The organism is Tepidibacter thalassicus DSM 15285 (assembly GCF_900129915.1).
Lineage (GTDB): Bacteria > Bacillota > Clostridia > Peptostreptococcales > Peptostreptococcaceae > Tepidibacter > Tepidibacter thalassicus.
Window position 1 is genome coordinate 1 of sequence record NZ_FQXH01000013.1, and the last position, 22,674, is coordinate 22,674.

General features: G+C 29.2%; 21 protein-coding genes. 3 read left to right on the forward strand and 18 right to left on the reverse strand.

The genetic code is table 11. The features are described from left to right. From BUA19_RS06705 to lon, 4 genes are all read right to left on the reverse strand, one after another. Window positions 1-243, reverse strand: a 243-nt coding sequence (locus tag BUA19_RS06705; protein WP_143145386.1) for a helix-turn-helix domain-containing protein, incomplete at its 3' end; no start/stop codon positions are given. A gap of 93 nt (window positions 244-336) precedes the next feature. Continuing rightward, a complete protein-coding gene (locus tag BUA19_RS06710; RefSeq protein ID WP_072724974.1) occupies window positions 337-1,452 on the reverse strand; it encodes an aminopeptidase in 1,116 nt (371 codons plus the stop codon). Window positions 1,453-1,582: 130 nt separating this feature from the next. Beyond that, a complete protein-coding gene (yihA, locus tag BUA19_RS06715) occupies window positions 1,583-2,191 on the reverse strand; it encodes a ribosome biogenesis GTP-binding protein YihA/YsxC (RefSeq protein ID WP_072724975.1) in 609 nt (202 codons plus the stop codon). 1 nt (window position 2,192) lies between these two features. Further along, window positions 2,193-4,538 (reverse strand): endopeptidase La, encoded by a 2,346-nt coding sequence (lon, locus tag BUA19_RS06720; RefSeq protein WP_072724977.1) that lies wholly within the window; start codon window positions 4,536-4,538, stop codon window positions 2,193-2,195. A gap of 235 nt (window positions 4,539-4,773) precedes the next feature. Between lon and BUA19_RS06725 the strand changes: the two genes are divergently transcribed. Both BUA19_RS06725 and BUA19_RS06730 read left to right on the forward strand, forming a co-directional pair. After that, window positions 4,774-5,226 carry a chromate transporter gene (locus tag BUA19_RS06725; protein WP_242939256.1) on the forward strand — a complete coding sequence of 151 codons (453 nt, stop codon included), beginning with the start codon at window positions 4,774-4,776 and terminating at the stop codon, window positions 5,224-5,226. After that, window positions 5,211-5,747 (forward strand): chromate transporter, encoded by a 537-nt coding sequence (locus BUA19_RS06730; protein WP_072724980.1) that lies wholly within the window; start codon window positions 5,211-5,213, stop codon window positions 5,745-5,747. Before BUA19_RS06725 ends, BUA19_RS06730 begins: the two co-directional genes overlap by 16 nt. Window positions 5,748-5,755: 8 nt before the next feature. On the opposite strand, the gene clpX is transcribed toward BUA19_RS06730, so the two are convergent. The 3 genes from clpX to tig all read right to left on the reverse strand — a co-directional run bounded on the left by clpX (window position 5,756) and on the right by tig (window position 8,978). Then, the gene (clpX, locus tag BUA19_RS06735; RefSeq protein ID WP_072724981.1) at window positions 5,756-7,015 is read right to left on the reverse strand and encodes an ATP-dependent Clp protease ATP-binding subunit ClpX; all 1,260 of its coding nucleotides are present in this window, start codon (window positions 7,013-7,015) and stop codon (window positions 5,756-5,758) included. 23 nt (window positions 7,016-7,038) lie between these two features. Then, the gene (gene clpP, locus BUA19_RS06740; protein WP_072724983.1) at window positions 7,039-7,623 is read right to left on the reverse strand and encodes an ATP-dependent Clp endopeptidase proteolytic subunit ClpP; all 585 of its coding nucleotides are present in this window, start codon (window positions 7,621-7,623) and stop codon (window positions 7,039-7,041) included. Between the two features lie 68 nt (window positions 7,624-7,691). Further along, window positions 7,692-8,978: a trigger factor gene (gene tig, locus BUA19_RS06745; RefSeq protein WP_072724984.1), complete on the reverse strand. Its 1,287-nt coding sequence runs from the start codon at window positions 8,976-8,978 to the stop codon at window positions 7,692-7,694. A 204-nt stretch (window positions 8,979-9,182) separates the two neighbouring features. Here tig and BUA19_RS06750 point away from each other — a divergent pair, with 204 nt between their 5' ends. Continuing rightward, a complete protein-coding gene (locus BUA19_RS06750; protein ID WP_072724986.1) occupies window positions 9,183-10,451 on the forward strand; it encodes an ArsB/NhaD family transporter in 1,269 nt (422 codons plus the stop codon). 27 nt (window positions 10,452-10,478) lie between these two features. On the opposite strand, the gene BUA19_RS06755 is transcribed toward BUA19_RS06750, so the two are convergent. From BUA19_RS06755 to BUA19_RS06805, 11 genes are all read right to left on the reverse strand, one after another. Further along, a complete protein-coding gene (locus tag BUA19_RS06755) occupies window positions 10,479-11,009 on the reverse strand; it encodes a DUF2179 domain-containing protein (RefSeq protein ID WP_072724988.1) in 531 nt (176 codons plus the stop codon). 11 nt (window positions 11,010-11,020) lie between these two features. Further along, the gene (locus BUA19_RS06760) at window positions 11,021-11,491 is read right to left on the reverse strand and encodes a metallophosphoesterase (protein WP_072724989.1); all 471 of its coding nucleotides are present in this window, start codon (window positions 11,489-11,491) and stop codon (window positions 11,021-11,023) included. A 2-nt stretch (window positions 11,492-11,493) separates the two neighbouring features. Continuing rightward, complete coding sequence (gene rph / locus BUA19_RS06765) at window positions 11,494-12,834, reverse strand: ribonuclease PH (protein ID WP_330389027.1); 1,341 nt, start codon at window positions 12,832-12,834, stop codon at window positions 11,494-11,496. 103 nt (window positions 12,835-12,937) lie between these two features. After that, window positions 12,938-14,977, reverse strand: a complete 2,040-nt coding sequence (locus BUA19_RS06770) for an N-acetylmuramoyl-L-alanine amidase family protein (protein WP_072724993.1) — start codon at window positions 14,975-14,977, stop codon at window positions 12,938-12,940. 99 nt (window positions 14,978-15,076) lie between these two features. Continuing rightward, window positions 15,077-16,063 (reverse strand): AIR synthase family protein, encoded by a 987-nt coding sequence (locus BUA19_RS06775; protein ID WP_072724994.1) that lies wholly within the window; start codon window positions 16,061-16,063, stop codon window positions 15,077-15,079. 98 nt (window positions 16,064-16,161) lie between these two features. Beyond that, a complete protein-coding gene (locus tag BUA19_RS06780) occupies window positions 16,162-16,749 on the reverse strand; it encodes a hypothetical protein (protein WP_072724997.1) in 588 nt (195 codons plus the stop codon). 57 nt (window positions 16,750-16,806) lie between these two features. Further along, on the reverse strand, window positions 16,807-18,438 hold the full coding sequence (locus BUA19_RS06785; protein WP_072725004.1) for a peptide ABC transporter substrate-binding protein: 1,632 nt from the start codon (window positions 18,436-18,438) through the stop codon (window positions 16,807-16,809). A gap of 157 nt (window positions 18,439-18,595) precedes the next feature. Beyond that, entirely contained in the window at window positions 18,596-19,573 is a 978-nt protein-coding gene (locus BUA19_RS06790; protein WP_072725006.1) for an ABC transporter ATP-binding protein, read from the reverse strand. After that, window positions 19,566-20,597 (reverse strand): ABC transporter ATP-binding protein, encoded by a 1,032-nt coding sequence (locus BUA19_RS06795; protein ID WP_072725008.1) that lies wholly within the window; start codon window positions 20,595-20,597, stop codon window positions 19,566-19,568. The genes BUA19_RS06790 and BUA19_RS06795 overlap by 8 nt, the downstream gene beginning before the upstream one ends. Window positions 20,598-20,615: 18 nt before the next feature. Next, window positions 20,616-21,539, reverse strand: coding sequence for an ABC transporter permease (locus BUA19_RS06800; RefSeq protein ID WP_072725010.1), 924 nt, complete (start codon window positions 21,537-21,539; stop codon window positions 20,616-20,618). Window positions 21,540-21,552: 13 nt separating this feature from the next. After that, on the reverse strand, window positions 21,553-22,473 hold the full coding sequence (locus tag BUA19_RS06805; RefSeq protein ID WP_072725012.1) for an ABC transporter permease: 921 nt from the start codon (window positions 22,471-22,473) through the stop codon (window positions 21,553-21,555). Between the last annotated feature and the right edge of the window lie 201 nt (window positions 22,474-22,674).

A 22,674-nucleotide genomic window follows, 5' to 3' on the forward strand; every position in this document is an offset into this window, starting at 1 on the left:
TCCTTTTCCATCAAGATAATCTCTCACAGACATATTCTTAATTTTTTCTGAATAAGAAGTATTCTTAGATGTGGTATTTAATCCATTAATTCCTAATGATTGATAATTTCGAATCCAATTGCTTAAGGTGCTTCGATTAACACCAATTAGTTTAGCAGTATGATTGATAGAGTCCTCTCCATTTATACATCTAAGAACATATTCTAATTTTTCATTTGTTGTGAACTTACTTTTTCTTCCCATAAAAAATACTCCTCCTTATAGCCAACAGTTTTATTATTTTAACTGTCTACTATAAGGGGAGCATATCAATTCATAAACACTAGTGCTTTTTATTTATTTTAAATTTTCAGGATTTAAACATTTCAATTCTTCTATAACAAATAATCCATCTTTTCTAATCAAAACATCATCAAAGTAAATTTCTCCTCCTCCAAATTCCGGAGTTTGAATACAAACTAAATCCCAATGTATTGAAGAATTATTTCCATTGTAAGCATCTTTATAGCTATTTCCTGGAGTAAAATGAAAACTTCCTTTAATTTTTTCATCAAACAATGTATCTTTCATAGGTTTTTCTATATACGGATTTACTCCTATTGCAAATTCGCCTACATATCTTGCTCCTTCATCCGTATCGAATATTTTATTTATTCTATCTGTGTCATTTGCAATAGCTTTTACTATTTTTCCATCTTTAAATTCAAGTCTTATATTTTCATATGTAAATCCATTATATACAGCTGGAGTATTATATGTTATGTATCCGTTTACAGAGTCCTTAACCGGTGCTGTATATACTTCCCCATCAGGTATATTCATCTTTCCATCACATTTTACTACAGGTATATCCTTTATTGAAAAAGTAAGTTCTGTACCTGGTCCTATTATTTTCACTTTATCTGTTTTTTCCATAAGATTTACCAATGAATCCATTGCCTTTGACATTTTAGAATAATCTAAGTTACATACATTAAAATAAAAATCTTCAAATTTTTCTGTACTAGTTCCTGCAAGTTGAGCCATAGATGGATTCGGATATCTCATTACACACCATTTTGTATTTGCCACTCTTTCTTTTATATGTACAGGCCCAATAAATTCTTCCATATACAAACTCATATTATCTTCTGGTACATCTGAAAGTTCAGTTATATTATTTGTACCTCTGATAGAAATATAAGCATCCATTTCCTTCATTCTTTCAAGTTCATATTTTGCCATGCTTTTTATCTGTTCTTTATTTGTTTTCATCAAAATTTCTCTTAATATAATATCATTCTTAACTGAAACAAAAGGAATACCTCCTACTTCGTAAGCTTCTTTTACAAGTTCTTTAGCAAGATCGATATCATCTCCCTTGACATCAATTAATATCTTCTCTCCCTCTTTTAACTCTACTGAATAATTAATTAAATTTTTAGCCAACTTATTTATCCTAGGGTCTCTCATATTTCCAACTCCTTACATTGTAAATTTTTTCTATACATATAAATATATTTATATATTACCACATAATATTCATAAAATTAAGAATAAATTTAAAAAAATAAAAAAAATAAGGACCTTACATTCAAAGGCCCTAATCTACAGTTATATTATATCCTTTTTCTGTATATATATTTATTATCTCGTTCCATAAATCATCAAACCCTGTTTTTTTCAATGATGAAACAGGAATTATCTTTTCATCACTAAGCCCTAGTTTTTTTCTTATTATGCTGAGATGTTTTTGATACTTTCCTCTAGATATCTTATCAGCTTTTGTCGCTACAATAGTACAATCATATCCATAGTATTTTATCCAATCGTACATCGCTTTATCATCATTAGTAGGTTCATGTCTTATATCGACTAATAAAAATATATTGCAAAGTTCTTTTCTACGACTTAAATATCTTTCCATTATTTTGCCCCAACTAGCCTTTTCTGTTTTTGATACTTTGGCATATCCATAACCTGGCAAATCCACAAAATAAAATTCTTTATTTATTAAATAAAAATTTATAGTTCTAGTTTTTCCCGGTGTTTGACTGACTCTAGCAAACTGTCTTCTATTCAAAAGAGAATTTATACTAGAAGATTTACCTACATTAGATCTCCCTACAAAGGCTATTTCAGGAATACCTTCATTAGGGTATTGATCTCTATTAACAGCACTTACTACAATTTCTGCCGATCTAATTTTCAATTTATTCACCATCCCTTACTAATGCATGCTCTAATACTTCATCCATGTTCTCTACTAATACAAATTCCATTTTTTTCTTTACATTTTCAGGAATATCTTCTAAATCTTTTTTATTTTCAATTGGAAGTAACACTTTTTTAATTCCAGCTCTATGAGCTGCAAGTACCTTTTCTTTAATTCCTCCAACAGCTAAAACTCTTCCTCTTAAAGTTATTTCTCCAGTCATAGCCACAGTATTGCTTACTGGTATCTGTGATAAAGCAGATATTACTGCAGTTGCCATTGTTATACCAGCAGATGGACCATCCTTCGGAATAGCTCCTTCCGGAATATGAATGTGTATATCTTTTTCTTTATAAAATTCAGGATCTATATTCAATTCTTCACATCTAGATCTTATATACGAAATACCTGCTTTTGCAGATTCTTTCATAACATCTCCAAGTTGTCCAGTTAATACAAGTTGTCCTTTTCCCTTCATCGGAGTTACTTCTATTGACAATGTATCTCCTCCTACTGCAGTCCAAGCAAGCCCCGTAACTATTCCAATCTCAGGCTTTTCTTTTATAAGTTCATATCTATATCTTTTCTTTCCAAGGTATTTTTCCAAATTAGTTCTATTAACTCTTATTGATTTTAAATTTGGATTTTCTACATATCTTGTAGCTGCTTTTCTACAAACCTTACCTATTGTTCTCTCTAAATTTCTAACTCCAGATTCTCTTGTATAATAGTTAATTATATCCCTTAAAGTATCTTCTCCTATTTTCAAAAAGTCTTCTTTAAGCCCATGTTCTTTTATTTGTTTTGGAAGTAAGTATTTTTGAGATATTTTCAATTTTTCTTCTTCTGTATATCCAGAAATTTCTATTATCTCCATTCTGTCAAGTAATGGTCTTGGAATAGTACTTAAACTGTTTGCAGTAGTTATAAATAAAACCTTAGATAAATCAAATGGTATTTCTAAATAATGATCCACAAATTCCTTATTTTGCTCCGGATCTAAAACTTCAAGCATTGCTGAAGCTGGATCTCCTCTAAAATCAGAGGCCATTTTGTCTATTTCATCAAATAAAAATACCGGATTTTTACTTTTTGCTTCTTTTATAGCATTTATAATTCTTCCAGGTATAGCTCCAACATAAGTTCTTCTATGCCCTCTTATTTCAGCTTCATCTCTCACTCCACCTAAAGATACTCTTACAAATTTTCTATTTAAAGATTTCGCTACTGATTTTGCTATAGAAGTTTTACCAACTCCTGGAGGTCCAACAAGACAAAGTATAGGTCCTTTCATCGATTTAGCAAGTTTCCTTATAGCTAAATATTCAATAATTCTTTCTTTTACTTTTTCAAGTCCGTAATGATCTTGATCAAGTATTTTTCTAGACTCTTTTATATCTATTTTATCTTTAATTTCATTATTCCAAGGAAGCGAAAAAATTGTATCTAAATAATTTCTTATAACACTAGATTCAGCTGAAGATGAAGACATTCTCGATAGCCTGTTTATTTCTTTAGATATTTTTTCTTTTATTTCTTTTTTTACCTTTAATTTTTTTAATTTATTTTTGTATTCTTCAATTTCATCGGCTATTTCTTCATCTTCTCCAAGCTCTTTTTGAATTGCTTTAAGTTGCTCTCTTAGATAGTATTCCTTTTGAACTTTGTTTATCTGTTTTTTTACTCTTAAACTTATTTTCTTTTCTATTTTTAAAATATCTATTTCTTCAAGTAATATTTTGTATATTTTTTCCAATCTCTTTTTAGGATCAAATATTTCTAGTATTTCTTGTTTTTGAAGAGGTTTTAAAAACATATTTGAAGCTATAGTATCTACAAACCTACTAGCATCCTCTATATCAGATAAAGAAAGTAGTATTTCTGGAGAAATTCTATTGCTTATGTTGATATATTCTTCAAATGATTCAAATACATTTCTCATCAATGCTTCTACTTCTTTATCTTCCTTAATAAGTTCTTCATCATAAACTACTTCTTCTAAAACAGCTTTAAAAAACGGTTCTTCCTGTATAACTTCTTTTATTTCAGCTCTAGATATACCTTCTACCAATACTCTTATAGTATCTCCAGGAAGTTTTAACATTTGTTTTATCTTACATATTGTTCCTATATGATAAAAATCATTTGGTGTAGGTAAATCTACTTCAGCTTCTTTTTGAGATGTTAAAAATATAAGCTGTTCATCAACCATGGCTTCTTCTAATGCATTTATAGATTTATCTCTACCAACATCAAAATGTAAAACCATATATGGAAATACCGCTAACCCTCTAAGAGGTATAAGTGGCAATTGATGTTCTTTCATCGTATAGTTTTGCTCCATAACATCACTCCTTATGTAAAAAAATCGTTCTTTTAAATTTTTTAGTATTTTTATTGAAATGTCTATACTATTATATATTTCCCTTAAAAATTTTTCAATATAATATAAATTATAGAGTTTATTTGTTTTTTAAGTGTTATAATATTTTTATAAAATCATTTAGGAGGTAATCATGCTTAAATTATTCTTAACTTTTTTAAAAATAGGCTCAGTTACCTTTGGAGGAGGATACGCTATGATTCCTCTAATCCAAGAAGAAATTGTAAATAAACAAAAATTATTAACTGAAGATGATTTTTTAGATTATGTATCTATAGCTCAAAGTTTTCCCGGAGCCATAGCAGTTAATATATCACTGCTTTTAGGGTATAGGTTTTACAAAATCCCGGGAAGTTTGGTATGTCTTTTAGGTGTCGTTCTTCCTTCTTTTTTTTCTATATTATTATTAGCTTTTTTATACACCATAAACAAAAATTCAAATTACATAGAAGGATTTTTTTACGGAGTAAGGCCCGTAGTTGCCTCTCTTCTTTTGTATTCTTTTTTTAAAATGTTTAAAAATATAGATAAAAATAAAATACATATATTACTTTTTATCACATCTTTTATTTTAGTTACGTTTTTTTCAGTTAATCCGATATATATAATATTAATTGGAGGAATTATAGGGTTATGTACAAAATATTAAGTCTATTTAAAATTTTTATAGCATTTTTTAAAATAGGAGCTTTTAGTTTTGGTGGTGGCTATGCCATGTTGCCATTTATCGAAAGAGAAATAATCAAACTTAAAGGGTGGCTTACATACAAAGAATTTTTAGACGTGCTCGCTATTTCTCAAGCTTCCCCTGGTCCTATCGCAATAAACAGCGCTACATTTATAGGATATAAATACTACTACATTTTAGGAAGTATATTTGCAACACTTGGCGTAATAAGTTTTTCAATTATTTGTATGAATATATTATCTCCTGCTCTTGAAAAATACAAAGACAATAAACATTTATCAAAAATTCTCAAATTTTTAAAACCAATAACTGTTGGATTTATACTGTCATCAGCTTATTCTACATTCAACAAGAGTATATTTGACTTATATTCTTTTATGATTTTTTTATTGTCTTTTATTTTATTAAATTCCAAAAAAGTCCATCCGATAATTATAATAATCGGATTTGGATTAGCTGGAACAATTTTAAAAGGGGCATAATGCCCCTTTTATGCACTTTCTTCTGGTTTTTTACTGTCATTTTCAAACATAATTAATGGCTCTTTATTGCCATTTATAGTTTCTTCAGTTATAACTACTTTTTCTATATCTTTTCTAGATGGTATTTCAAACATAATGTCCATCATAGCTTCTTCCAATATACTTCTAAGACCTCTTGCACCTGTATTTCTCTCAATAGCCTTTTTAGCTATGGCTTTCAATGCATCTTCTCTAAATTCAAGCTCTACATTATCCATATCAAATAATTTTTTATACTGCTTTGTAAGAGCATTTTTAGGCTCTTTTAATATTCTAACTAAAGCATCTTCATCTAATAAATCTAAAGTTACAACCACTGGAACTCTACCTATAAATTCCGGTATAAGTCCAAATTTAAGTAAGTCTTCTGGTTGAACTTGTCTGTATAACTTACTCAAATCCTCCTCTTTTTTACTTTCTATTTTAGCTCCAAAACCTAAAGTTTTTTGACCTGTTCTCTTTTTAATTATTTTATCTATTCCATCAAAAGCTCCACCTACTATGAACAATATATTAGTGGTATCTATCTGTAAAAATTCTTGATGTGGATGCTTTCTTCCTCCTTGTGGTGGTACATTAGCAGTAGTTCCTTCTAGTATTTTAAGAAGTGCTTGCTGAACTCCTTCTCCACTAACATCTCTTGTTATAGATGGATTATCCGATTTTCTCGCTATTTTATCTATCTCATCTATATATATTATACCTTTTTCTGCTCTCTCTAAATCATAATCTGCAGCTTGAATTAATTTTAAAAGAATATTTTCCACATCTTCTCCAACATATCCAGCTTCTGTAAGCGAAGTAGCATCTGCCATGGCAAAAGGAACATTAAGTATCTTAGCAAGAGTTTGTGCAAGTAAAGTTTTACCTGAACCAGTAGGTCCAAGCATTAATATATTACTTTTTTGAACTTCAACATCTTTACTGCTTTTATTGCTTGTATATATTCTTTTATAATGATTATATACAGCAACAGATAAAGCCTTCTTAGCTTCATTTTGACCAATTACGTATTCATCTAAAATTTCTTTTATCTCCATAGGCTTTGGAAGAGTAGTAAAATCACTTTCAAAAGACTCTTCAAATTCTTCTTTTATTATCTCCTCACAAAGCTCAACACACTCATCACAAATATACACATTTGGTCCTGCTATAAGCCTTCTAACTTGCTCCTGATTTTTTCCACAAAAAGAACACTTTAGATGTTTTTTATCTTCAAATTTTGACATTTTTACACCTCTCTTAATTTGAGCTATAATCTTTTGCTTATAACTTCATCAATTATTCCATATTCTTTAGCCTCATGTGCATCCATGAAATAATCTCTTTCTGTGTCTTGTTTTATTTTTTCAAGCGGCTGTCCAGTTCTTTCTGATAAAATCTTATTTAATTTCTCTTTCATTTTTATAATTCTCTGTGCATGTATTTGTATGTCCGTAGCCTGACCTCTTGTTCCTCCTAATGGCTGATGTATCATTATTTCACTATTTGGAAGAGCAAATCTTTTACCTTTTGCTCCAGCATTTAATAAAAATGCTCCCATAGACGCCGCCATTCCTATACAAATAGTGCAAACATCAGGTTTTATATATTGCATTGTATCATAAATAGCCATTCCAGCAGTAATACTTCCTCCTGGTGAATTTATATATAGATATATATCTTTATCAGGATCTTCTGATTCTAAAAATAAAAGCTGTGCTACAACAAGACTTGCTGTAGTGTCATTTACTTCATCTCCTAAAAATATTATTCTATCCTTTAAAAGTCTAGAATATATATCATAAGATCTTTCTCCTCTTCCTGTTTGTTCTACTACTACAGGTACTAAAGCCATAAAATACCCCTCCTTTGTTATATATCCTGTATATAGATACAGTAGCCTAAATTAGGCTACTGTAAGAACTAAGCTATTTTAGCATTTTCAACTAACATGTCTATAGTTTTCTTAACAGCTATATTTTCTTTAAAATAATCCATATCTTCATCACGAAGTGTTGCTTTAAACTTATCTAAATCCATTTTATACATTTTTGCCATTTCTTCTATTTCTTTATTCACATCTTCATCAGAAACTTCTATTTTTTCTTCTTTTAAAATAGCTTCAAGAACTAAAGATGTTTTCACTTTCTTTTCAGCTTCTTCTTTCATTTGAGATTTTAAATCATCTATTTTCATTCCTGTGTATTGTATATATTTTTCAAGATTTAATCCTTGCATTTGTAATTGATAATCAAAATCTCTTAACATATTGCTTATTTGATTTTCTACCATAACTTCAGGTACTTCAACCTCACAAACTTCAACAGCTTTTTCTATAACTTTATTTCTTATTTCTGCTTCTTCCCTATTTTTTGCATCTTCTTCTAATTTATTCTTTATATCGCTTTTTAATTCATCTAAAGTATCAAATTCACTTACATCCTTAGCAAATTCATCATCAAGCTCAGGAAGTTCCTTCACTTTTATTTCTTTTATTTTCACTTCAAATACAGCAGGTTTTCCAGCTAAATTCTCTGCATGATATTCTTCAGGGAAAGTTACATTTACTTTTACTTCTTCTCCTATTTTTGCTCCTATTAATTGTTCTTCAAATCCTGGTATAAATGTTCCTGAACCTATAACTAAATTATAGTTTTCTCCTTTTCCACCTTCAAAAGCTTCTCCATCTACAAATCCTTCAAAATCTATTGTAACTGTATCTTTATCTTGAACTGGTCTATCTTCAACAGTTACTAATCTAGCATTTTGATTTCTCATTTGTTCAAGTCTAGCTTCTACATCTTCTTCTTTTACAGTATATTCAATTTTATCTACTTCTATACCTTTATATTCTCCTAATTTAACTTCAGGTTTTACAGTAACTTTAACAGAAAGTACTAAGTCCTTTCCATCTCCTATTTCTTCTATATCAAGTTCTGGTCTATCCACTGGCTCTAAATTGTTTTCATCTATAGCTTTTGTATATACTTCTGGGAATACTATATTTATAGCTTCATCATAAAATACTCCCTTACCATATTGAGCTTCTATTAAACTTTTAGGAGCTTTTCCTTTTCTAAATCCTGGAATGTTAAATCTTCCCTTTAATTTATTATATGCCTTATTAACTGCTTTTTCAAATTCATCACTGCTTACAGTAATTTTTAAAGTAACTTCATTATTTTCTTTTTTAATTAATTCTGAATTCATTTTGTATTCCTCCTATGTACCTTTCTTTATTTTCTTTTATAACCATTTTATTATAACATATAACATTTTTTATTTACAAGAGAGTGATTCTTTCATTTACTTTTTTCCTAAATTTTCATATAATTATAATAAATATTAGTAAACATGTTAATCTTTTTTACTAATATCAAGCTCAAATAAATTTATAAAGGAGTTGAAAATTCTATGTCTGAAACCATTATAGCATTAATTATATTTATAGCAACATACACATTTATTATTTCAGAAAAAATAGATAGAACAGCTATATCTTTTTTAGGAGCATCATTGTTAATTTTATTTGGAATTTTAACAGAAGAAGAAGCTCTTCATTTTATTGATTTTAACACAATAGGATTATTAGTAGGTATGATGATTATAGTAAATATACTAAAAAGTACAGGACTATTTCAATATATAGCTATAAAATCAGCTAAAATTTCAAAAGGAGATCCTCTAAAAATAATGATTATTTTCTGTTTTGTAACAGCAATCCTATCTGCATTTTTGGATAACGTTACCACAGTGCTTTTAATAGCGCCTGTAACCCTTGTCATAACAGATACTCTCAATTTAAATCCTATACCTTTCTTAATACCTCAAATACTTTCTTCTAACATTGGAGGTACTGCAACTCTCATTGGAGATCCTCCAAATATAATGATTGGAAGTTCTGCAAATATTGGATTTTTGCATTTTATATTAAACACAGGTCCTATATCTCTTATAATACTAATAATTACAGTATATTTGTTTAAATTTATGTATAAAAAACAATTAATAGTAGATGAAGAAACAAAGAAAAAAATATTTAAATTTGATGAAAAACTCGCATTAAAAGATAGAAAACTTCTAATAAAATGTTTAACTGTATTGTTTTTAGTTGTATGTGGTCTCATGACTCATCAATATGTAGGACTAGAATCTTCCTCAGTCGCTTTAATAGGAGCTTCTATTATGATGGTAATAAGTAAAGCTAATGTTGAAGAAGTTCTTCATTCAATCGAATGGACTACCATATTTTTCTTTATGTTCTTGTTTATACTTGTAGGTGGAATTGAAAAAGTAGGTATTATAGATGAAATTGCACAAGTTATAGTTTCTTTTGCTAGTGATAACTTAGCTTTAGCAACTATTCTACTTCTTTGGAGTAGCTCTATACTATCTTCATTTTTAGACAATATTCCTTTTGTTGCTACAATGATTCCTCTAATAAAAAAAATATCTCTTTTATCTGATATAAATGTAATGCCTCTTTGGTGGGCTTTATCTCTCGGAGCATGCCTTGGAGGAAATGGAAGTTTAATAGGAGCATCAGCAAACGTTATAGTAGCGGGAATACTAAAGAAAAATAATCACAGTATATCTTTTATTGAGTATTTAAAAATAGGTTTTCCTTTGATGATTTTATCTATTATATTAAGTACAATTTATCTCATAGCTTTTTATATTTAAAAAGAAAAAATGGCCTAAATATTTAGGTCATTTTTTCTTCATTCTACGTTTACCTCTAAAATATCCACCTTTTATATTTCTAACATCTGATATTGTTATAAAAGCATCTTTATCATATTTATCTACACACACTTCAAAACTTGGAAGGTCTTTTCTGTCCAATACTACATTTAATATGTGTATTTTGCCTTCTCTTCCACTTCCTTCTGTAACTGTTACCCCAAAATTTTTTTCTCTTAAATAATTAGAAAATCCTTCTATATCTTTTTTAGTGATAATTTGTGCAACTAAAGTTCCTATTGCCATTTTTTCTTCTATCAATATTCCTACATAATTTCCCGCAGCAAATCCTAAAGCGTAAGATAATATATTTCCTATATTATCCATATTGCTCAAGACTTTATTTATCGCCAATATATATATAATTATTTCTACAAACCCAATCAAAGCTGCTACAAACTTTCTCCCCTTTACAACCATTATAGTTCTAACAGTTGCCATAGATACATCTGTGCATCTTGCAGCAAATATAAACAGGTAACCCCAAATATAATCCATATCAATACTCCTTACAAATAAATATCTTCAATATCAATATTTCCTTTTTCAATATTTATAATAAAAAAACTTTTTTTAGTTGTTCCTCTTGGAAGCGATATGCTTCCTGGATTTAAAAACAGTATATTATTTTCTTTTAAATTAAGTTGAGTATGAGTGTGTCCAAATACAACTATATCTACTCCTAATTCCAAAGCTCTTTTTTTAATACTTCTCAAGCCATATTTAACATCGTATTTATGTCCATGGCATAAAAATATATTAAAATCCTCCACTTTAAATACAATTTCATCTTCAACATCTTCAAAATCACAATTTCCCTTAACACCTATAGTATTTACTCCTGTCATTTTATAAATATATCTTGAATCAAAAAAATTATCTCCCGTATGAAGTATTAAATCGCATTCCCTTAAATAATCTATTGCTTTATCTATATACTTAAAATTCCTATGAGTATCACCTATTACACCTATCTTCATTATTATTTAAACCTCTTTTCAAACTCTTGTTTCATTTTTTCTAAAGCATTCGCTCTATGACTTATTTTATTTTTAACTTCACCTGGAAGTTCTCCAAAAGTCTTATTGTATTTATCTACTATAAACAATGGATCGTATCCAAATCCATTACTTCCTTTTTCTTCAAATCCTATTTTTCCTTCAATTGTTCCTCTCACTGTAAATTCTTCATTATTTGGAAATACAACTGCAATACAAGACACAAATCTAGCAGTTCTTTGACTCATGTTAACATTACTTAACATTTTCAAAAGTTTTTCATTATTTTCCTTATCCGTAGCATTTTCACCAGCAAATCTAGACGAATATATTCCAGGCTTTCCTCCTATCGCATCTACCATAAGCCCTGAATCATCTGCTATTGTTATTTTTCCAGTTCTATTTGCCACTTCTCTTGCTTTAATTAAAGCATTTTCTTCAAATGTAGCTCCATTTTCATCTATTTCAATTCCATTAAGTCCTACATCTTTCATAGAAAGTATTTCTAAATCAAAATCCTTTAATATTTTTCCTATTTCTTCAAGTTTATGAGAATTAGAAGTTGCAATAACTACTTGTGGTTTTGTTCCTAATATCAAATCTGAAATTTGACCTAAAGCTCTTTTTTGAGCATCTATTAACATTCTATTTCCCTTTTCTCCTAATTCTAAAAGATCATATAACTGCTCTTTTGTAAATGGAAATTCTTCTCCTGTTCCCTGAACTTCTACAAATTCTCCTTTATCTGTCATTACTATATTCATATCTACTTGAGCATTTGAATCTTCTTCATAACAAAGATCAAGTATATTCTCACCATTAAGAATACCTACACTTACAGCAGATACAAACGACTTTATAGGAATTTTATCAATGAGTTTTTGTCTGTAAAGTTTATATAAAGCATCAGCCATGGCAACAAATGCACCTGTTATTGATGCAGTTCTAGTTCCACCATCAGCCTGAATAACATCACAATCTATCCATATAGTTCTTTCTCCTAAAGCATCGAGATTTATTACTGATCTTAAAGCTCTTCCTATAAGTCTTTGAATTTCCTGTGTTCTTCCATCTACTTTTCCCCTTGAAGACTCTCTTACTTTCCTTTGATGAGTAGACCTTGGAAGCATTGAATATTCTGCTGTAATCCACCCTGTACCACTGTTTTTTAAAAACGGAGGAACTCTATCTTCAATAGATGCATTACACAATACTTTCGTATCTCCCATCTCTATTAAAACAGAACCTTCTGCGTATTTAGTATAATCTCTTATTATTCTTATATTTCTAATTTCATCATTTTTTCTTCCATCTAATCTATTCAAAAAAACCATCCTTTCTATTAATGACTATACTTTATTATTATACAATAAATGCCATATTATGAACAAAAATTTTTTTACTAGATAAAAATAAGGAAGAGCAATTCTACTCTCCCTTTTCTTCTAAATACCTTTCTATCCCTTTATATATACCTTCAACTAATTTATATTGATATTCAGGTGATTTCAACAATTCTAATTCATAGCTATTAGTTAAAAATCCACATTCAACTAAAACAGCTGGCATTTGTGTATACTTAATTACAACTAAATTAGGTCTTTTTACTATTTTTCTGTCAACTGCATTTGTCTCTTTTAACAATTCTTCTTGTATCAATTTAGCAAAACTTTCATTATCCCTTCCATTTGCATATTCTCCATCATTAGGATAATAAAGAGTTTGTATTCCATGTATATCAGTTTTACCAACTGCATTTATGTGTATACTTACAAAAATATCAGCTTTACTTTCATTCGCCAAATCAGTTCTTTCTCTTAATTTTATATACGTATCTGTATCTCTTGTCATTATCGTATCGTACCCATTTTCTTTTAATTTTTCATCGAGCTTTTTTGATATTTCAAGAGTTAAATCCTTTTCTTTAGTTCTATCTATAGGAGATATAGCTCCCGGATCATCTCCGCCATGGCCTGCATCTATAACAATTAAATATTTTCCACTCTCAATATGTCTTTGTTTGAAAAACTTAATCTCAATATCTTTATCTTCTCCATATTTTAATATATCAAATAATACATCATCTTTAAGCTTTACATCAATATAAGTGTACTCAGAAGACTTATCTACTTCTATATTTTCCACATATTCATCATCTATATTTATATCTTCATCATCTAAATCTACATATTCATTTTTCACTTTAATTTTTATTTTATTAAACCATTCATCATAATCTATATCTTCAGCTTTCTCCTCAGAGTTTTGAACAATTGTAAATACAGAACTATTTCTATTTAATTTATACATTAAATTTTCATTTTCTATATTTAAAAAATTAAATAATATTTTTAAATCATTTTCTTCTTCTAAAATTTCAACACTTTTTTCATACTCATCTATATTTATATCTTCATTTAAATTTAAAACTAGTCTAGTTTTTTCATCATCTTTATAATAATAAGCTTTATAACTCTTTACATAATTTTCTTCTAATTCTTTTTCTATCAAATCATCATCTTCTAATTTTAATTTAGTATAATATAAGTCAATTACAAGCCTATTTGGATTTTTTAAATAAAAACTTTTATAATCAGTTTTTATATCTCTTTTAATAATAAAATTCTCTTTATCATCAACTTTTTCAAATTTAAATTCAGCAAAATTATCATCTAAATCAAATTTTATTATTATCTCATTATCTTCTTGATCTATATCATAATCTAACATATATTTCAAATCTACAACTACTCTGGCTTCTAAAGGTTCTTCTTTAAATTGAGAGATTCTCACTCCACTTATCAAAGGTCCTAATCCTTCATATTTATCTTTCAAAGTTTCTATCTTAGTATTTTCTAAATCTATTACTAATCTATCTGGATTTACCAAAACTACATCTTTATAAGATGTTTTATCGCTCATTTTCAACCTAACTTCATCACTTTTTATTTTGACATCATTCAATTTCACATAATTCTTTTCTTCATTTTTATTTTCAAGAAGTACTACTCTGTTTATATCATCCCAATCTACATTTACCCCTAATTGTTCAGAAACAAACCTAACCGGAACCATAGTTCTATCACTGACTAGTTTTGCAGGAACATTATCAGGAAGTATATATTCTTTCCCATTTACATCTGCCTTATAACTGTCTATTTTTAAAATTATCTCTTTATCTTCCTTATTAATATGTACCTTGTATTCTTCTTGATCCCATGTTACTTCTGCCCCTAAATTTTCCGATATAAGCCTTACAGGAACTAAAGTTCTATCATTTAATATAATAGGAGGAACATCCCCATTTAGAAATTCACCATCAAGCTTTACTTTTATAACAGGAAGTTTAACAATTTTGCCATCTACAACAAATTCTTTTTTATCTATTTTTTCTTCTGCAAAACTTGTACTAAAAATTAAAGAAACTATTAGTATAAAAAAAGTAATTATATAACCCAATCTTTTCATCCAAATTCCTCCTATTAACTTTCTACATCTTATTTTAAGAATATCATTTGTTAAAATATAGTGTCAACTCAACTCAATATTTGTAAATTAATTGTAACATTAAATAACTTTATATAATTCATCACTTTCAGGAGGAACTATTTCTTCTTCAAACTCACTACTAATTAAAACTTTTTTATTACATCTATTAAATTCTCCTATTATACAAAATTCTATATTTTCTTTTTCAAATTCACATTTTAATTTATTTAACTTACATTTATCAACTCCAATTATCATAGAACCACTGGATATAAGCCTTAATGGGTTTATATTAAAATGATTACATACAACACTTGTACTATTGTTTATTTTTATTTTATCTTCATAAATAACACATCCCAAATTATAAAGAGTACACATTTCCCAAATTGCCCCCAATACTCCACCTTCAGTTACATCATGCATACAACTTACCCCTATTTTACCTGCTATAATCCCTTCTTTTACAACACTTATTTTATCAAGCAAAGATTTACCTTCATTTATTATTTTTTCACCGTATAAATTCTTTAACTCATCCTCTTTTTCAAAACATATAATACCTGTTCCTTCAATCCCTGCACCTTTCGTCAGTACAATCACATCGCCTTCCCTAGGGATATTTTTATTTAATATATTTCTCTTTAACTGCTTTCCTATTCCAGTTGATGATATAACAATCCTGTTTACTGCACTTGTTATTTCAGTATGTCCACCTATTATATCTACATTTAATTTATCAGCTTCATTAGATGCATCTTCCATTATTTTTTTTATTTCTTCCTCTTTTGTACCTTTTGGAGCCATTATAGTAAGCATAATACCTATAGGTTCAACTCCACTAGATGCTATATCATTACACGTTATATGAATAGCGAGTTTTCCTATTTCTTCAGCAGTTCCAGTTATAGGATCTGTACTCATTACACATACATATTCCCCAAAATCTACAACTGCACAATCCTCTCCTATATTGGGTCTAATTAAAACTTCCTTTCTTTTTTTGTTCAATGTAGAAAAAACAAGTTTTTTAAGTTGTTCTGTTGTTAGTTTGCCAACTTTCATCTAAATACCCCCTATTTCAACTAATATAGATATTATACCATCATAGCAATATTTATAAAAACAAAAAACTTTAGGAACAAATTTTTAATCCTAAAGTTTTAACTAAAAAATTTTTTAAATTCTTCTAAGCTCATCATTTCATGGTCTGAACAAATATACAAAACCTCTATATCATCTTTTGGTATATGATGAAAAATTAATACTTCAGCATCATACCCTTTTTCTAAATCCTTTCTCAATATTAAATTTTCTTTAAAGCTCAAAGAAGAATTCCAATATTCTTTTAATATCTCCTTTCCTTTATTATTTAAAAAGTTATTGCAAAATTCAAACCCATATATACCTTTCAAAACAAAAGGCTCATAAATTTTATTTGCCAAATTTTCATTTGCAACCCAACACATGTCTTCATTAATTTTTATAGAGAGAACTGCACTGTGAGAATGAAAATAATGATTTTTTTCAAAATTTAAACTTGCAAATATAGCTTTTTTTCTCTCTACCCAATCTGGTATATTATTTGTCTTAAAATCATCTATATAATCGTGAAATCCTTTATATTTCGTATTGTATGTCACCTTATCATTATAATGTATTCCTTTTTCAAGTATATAATCCAAATCTCTTAAAGATACTATATGATAAACCCTTTTAGTTTTGATATAATCATCGAACAAAAAATCCATATAATCATCCTTTCAAAAAATAAAGAAGGCTTTTAGCCTTCTTTATTTTTTCCTGTTTTATTTTTCTATATACGCTTCATCGTAGTAAACAAATCCTAATGGAGATATTCTTACATTTTTCACATAAGATTTTATCATTTCTGGATTAGTATAGTAATAAATTGGCATAACTATCATATCTTCCATCATCAAATCTTCTGCTTTGTGCATAAGTTCAAATCTCGCTTTTTCATCAGAAGTAGTTTTTGCTTCATTTATCAGTTTATCAAATTCTTTATTTTTCCAATGAGCATTATTATTTCCACTTGTTGAATACCACATATCTAAGAATGTCATTGGATCTGTATAATCTCCTAACCAACCATGTCTAGCTATAACAAAATCTCCTCTATCTCTAGTTTCTTGGAATACTTTCCATTCTTGATTTTGAAGTTTTACTTCTATTCCTAAATTCTTTTTCCACATTTCTTGAATAGCTTCTGCTATTGCTTTATGTCCTTCTGAAGTATTGTATATAACTGTTAATTCTGGGAATCCCTTGCCATCTGGATATCCTGCTTCTGCTAATAATTTTTTAGCTTCTTCTACTTGAGCTGTTTCTCTCAATCCATAATCTTTAGCTTTTTTATAAAATTCTTTTCCATCTGGCTCTTTTATTCCTGGAGCAACAAATGTTAAAGCTGGTTGTTGTCCTGCTTTTGTTATAACTTCAACTATAGCTTTTCTATCTATAGCTAGTGCTAATGCCTTTCTAACTTTAGGATCATTAACTGGTTCTTTAGTTGTATTAAATACATAGAAGTATGTTCCAAGTTGTGGGAATATTTTAAATTCATCACTTTCTGCTTTAAGTCTTGGTATTTCTTCACTTGGCATATCATCTATAATGTCAACTTCTCCTGATTCAAATGCAGAAAGAGAAGTTGAAGCTTCTGTCATCATATAAAACTCTATACCATCAAGTTTTACTCTATCTTTATCGTAGTAATTTTCATTTTTTTCAAGTGCTAATACATTATTGTGATCCCACTTAACAACTTTAAATGGTCCATTTGAAATATGAGTTTCTGGATTTAAAGCCCATCCCTCAGGATCTTTCTCAACAACATCCTTTCTAACCGGGAAATATGTTGGAAATGCAGTTAATTCTAAAAAGTATGGAGTTGGAGCTATAAGTTTAACTTCTAAAGTTTTATCATCTATAGCTTTTACCCCTACTTCATCAGCACTTGCTTCTCCTTTATTGTATTTTTCACCATTTTTTATATAATACATTTGATAAGCATAATCTGCTGCTGTAGCTGGGTTTAAAACTCTTTTCCAAGCATATTCAAAGTCTTGTGCTTTTACAGGTTTTCCATCAGACCATTTACAATCTCTTAAATGAAATGTATAAGTAAGTCCATCTTCTGATACTTCATAACTTTCTGCTACCCCTGGAATAGCTTTATCATTTTTATCAAGTCTCATAAGTCCTTCAAATGCATTAACTAATATAGTAGCTCCTTCTACCGCTGCATTTAAAGCTGGGTCTATTGTTTCTGGGTCTGAATTTATATTGTGTCTTACTATCATTTTTCCAGCAGAACTCTCTCCTCCTGCTTGTTCTTTGTTCTCTTGCTTGCCACATCCAACTAATGATACTAACACTAGTAGCATCGCAAGAGCTAAAGATAATATCTTTTTCATTAAAAATTCCCTCCTTTTATTTTTTATTTTCTTAAAAGCTAAATTATTTTATGTATTTTATATAGAATATATTAATTGTTGCTTATATATATTCTATATTTTTAAATTTTAACTTTTTGTTATTTTATCAATTTTCTCAATTTTTTGCAAATGTTTTTTAATAAAGATGACATGCAACACAATGTCCTGGAGCTATTTCCTTTAATTGTGGCTCAATTTCAGCACATTTATCCATTGCATATCTACATCTAGTTCTAAATCTACATCCAGAAGGAGGATTTAGTGGACTTGGCACATCTCCTTCAAGTATTACCCTTTTATTTTCTCTAGCAGCCTTAGGATCTGGAAGTGGTATAGCAGATAAAAGCGCTTGAGTATAAGGGTGTGATGGTTTTTCATAAAGTTCATCACTTTCTGCAATTTCAACCAATTTACCTAAATACATAACTCCTACTCTATTAGAAATATGTCTAACCATAGAAAGATCATGTGCTATGAATAAGTAAGTAAGTCCAAGATCATTTTGAAGATCTTCAAGCATATTTACAACTTGAGCTTGTATAGAAACGTCCAATGCCGATATCGGTTCATCTGCTATTATAAATTCCGGTTCAACTGCCAAAGCTCTCGCTATTCCTATACGTTGTCTTTGTCCTCCAGAAAACTCATGCGGATATCTAGTTGCATGATCTGGATTAAGACCAACTATATTTAAAAGTTCGTGAATTCTTTCAAGTCTTTCTTTTCCACTTGCAATGCCATGTATATCAAGAGGTTCTCCTATTATATCTCCAACAGTCATACGAGAGTTTAAAGATGCGTATGGATCTTGAAATATCATCTGTATTTTTTTTCTGTAAGGCTTTAATTCCTTTTGGCTCAATTTCGCTATATCTTTACCGTTAAAAATTATTTCTCCATCCGTTGGATCATATAATCTTATTAGGGTTCTTCCTGTTGTAGATTTACCACATCCAGATTCTCCAACAAGCCCTAGCGTTTCTCCTTTTTTAATGAAAAAACTTACATCATCAACTGCCTTTACATATTGAGTTTGTCTTCCAAAAAATCCTTTTCTAACAGGGAAGTATTTTTTTAAATTTTTCACATCTAATAATATTTCTTTATTACTCATTACTTGCTCCCCCTTTCAAATTACCATTTATTTCTTCAACCCTCGGAGCATCAGGATGAAGCAACCAACACATAGATCTATGTTTTTCATCGACATAAGTATATTCTGGCATTTCCTCCATGCATATTTTCATTGCATATTTACATCTAGCTGCAAAAGGACATCCTTTTGGAGGTTTTAATAAATCCGGAGGAGAACCTGGAATTGGAATCAATCTTTCTTTGTTAGCTTTATCAGTAAGTTTTGGAACTGATTTTAAAAGTCCCAATGTATAAGGATGCTTAGGATTATAAAATATATCATCCGTTGATCCTTCTTCCATTATAAGTCCTCCATACATAACAATTATTCTTGAACATACATCTGCCACAACTCCTAAATCATGAGTAATTAGCATAATAGATGTATTTAATTTGTTTTTTAAATCTTTCATAAGCTCAAGTATTTGTGCTTGAATTGTAACATCTAAAGCTGTAGTCGGTTCATCTGCAATTAATAGTTGTGGTTCACATGAAAGCGCCATGGCAATCATAGCTCTTTGTCTCATACCTCCAGAAAACTCATGCGGATATTGATTAACACGTTTTTCAGGACTTGGTATTCCAACAAGCCTAAGCATTTCTATTGCTTTTTTCTTAGCATCTGCTTTAGATAATTTTTGGTGTTTTATTATAGCTTCCATTATTTGATTTCCAACAGTATAAACAGGATTTAAAGAAGTCATAGGATCTTGGAAAATCATACTTATATCATTTCCTCTTATACTCTGCATTTCCTTATCAGATTTTTTTACTAAATCATCTCCATTAAATATAATTTCACCATTAATTATTTTTCCTGGATGCTGTAAAAGTCTCATAATAGACATAGATGTTACAGATTTACCACTACCCGATTCCCCAACTATACCTAAAGCTTCTCCTTTATCTACGTGAAAACTCACTCCTCTTATAGCTTTAACTTCTCCTACATGAGTAAAAAATGAAGTTTTTAAATTCTTTACGTCCAATAATTTATCACCCATTTTATATTCCCCCTTTTACTATTTACGCATACGTGGATCTAACGCATCTCTTAGTCCATCACCTAAAAAGTTAAACGCTAGCATTGTTATAGATATTGCTAAAGATGGGAAAAACAATTGATAAGGGTATGTTCTTATAGATCCTAAAGCATCGTTAGCTAAAACCCCCCAAGATGCCATAGGTGCAGAAACTCCAAGTCCTATAAAAGATAAGAAAGCTTCTGTAAATATAGCACTTGGTATTGCCATTGTCATAGTTACAATTATCGGTCCCATTGCATTCGGAATAAGATGTCTTAAAAGTATTCTAAAATCGCTCGCTCCAAGAGTTTTAGCTGCAAGTACATACTCTTGTTCTTTAAGTGATAGTATTTGACCTCTCACAAGCCTTGCCATACCCAACCAATAAACAGAACCCAATGCTATTAATATACTTTTAAGTCCAGATCCAATTACTACCATTAACAGTATAACATATAATGTAAGTGGTATAGTATAAAGTATATCTACTATTCTCATCATTATGTTATCTACTTTTCCACCAAAATAACCAGAAATACCGCCATATAATACACCTACTACTAAATTTATAATCGAAGCGACAAAACCTACTGTAAGAGAAATTCTAGCTCCATATAATACTCTTATATATAAATCTCTACCATGTTTATCAGTTCCAAACCAATGTTCACTACTAGGAGTTTGATTTGCCATCATAAGATTTTGATCTGAATAAGAATACTTAGAAAACATCGGTCCAAATACAGCTAATAAAATTAATAATATTAAAAACACCAATGAACCCATAGCAACTTTGTTTGACTTTAGTCTTCTCCACACATCTTGCCAATAAGTCATCGATGGTCTTGCTATTTTCTCTGAATCCTTTTCATCTTGACTTAAAGGCTGCCACAAACTTCTATCTACATTAATATTTTCCATTATATCTCACCCCTTAATCATCAAACTTTATTCTAGGATCAACAAATGCATATAATATATCTACAATCAACATCATTATCACCAAAAATACTGCGTAAAATATCGTAACTCCCATTATAACTGTATAATCTCTGTTACTTATACTTTCCACAAAAAATCTTCCAAGTCCTGGAATAGCAAATATTTTTTCTACAACAAAAGATCCTGTAAGAAGTGCTGCTGCTAACGGTCCTACATATGTAATTATAGGAATTAGCGCATTCTTTAAAGCATGTTTAAATATTACTACTCTCTCACTTAACCCTTTAGCTCTAGCAGTTCTTATATAATCTTGTGAAATAACTTCAAGCATAGTAGATCTTGTAAGTCTTGCTACGAAAGCCAATGAATAAGCTGCAAGAGCGATAGTTGGCATAATCATTTGTTCAAATGATCCCCATCTAGCAGCAGGAAGAACATTGAGCTTAACAGAAAATACATAAATCATAAGAGTTGCTATTACAAAGCTCGGTATTGTAACTCCCGCTATTGCTAAAAACATAACTGCATTATCTAGCCAAGTTCCTTGTTTTAATGCAGCTATAACCCCTATTGGAACACCTATTAATAATATTAATATTGTAGCTATAATACCAAGTTGAGCTGAAGCAGGAAATGATCTGGAAATTATTTCATTTACAGTTTGACCTTTAAGTTTAAAAGACGGTCCCAAATCTCCTTTTAACACATTTCCTAAATAATTTGTATATTGCTTAAATATAGGTTGATCTAAATTGTACTTTTTCATCAATGCTTGCTCTATAGCTGGAGGCAATTTCTTTTCACCTGTAAATGGTCCCCCAGGTATTGCATGCATTAATATAAATGTAATTGTGATAATAAAAAACATAGTTATCGCCATAGACCCCAAACGTTTTAACACATATCTACCCATAACCTCACTCCTTTATTATTTAAATTTTTTTACACATGAAACATTTTTTATGGGAGTTGCATTTTTTATATATATTATATTAATTCTAGAAATATTTCAATACTTATTTTTTAGAATTTTTCACTATTTTTCAGTACTTAGAAATTTTTTTCATATTTTTGCTTTTTTAAAAATATATATATTTTTCAAACAATTAATATT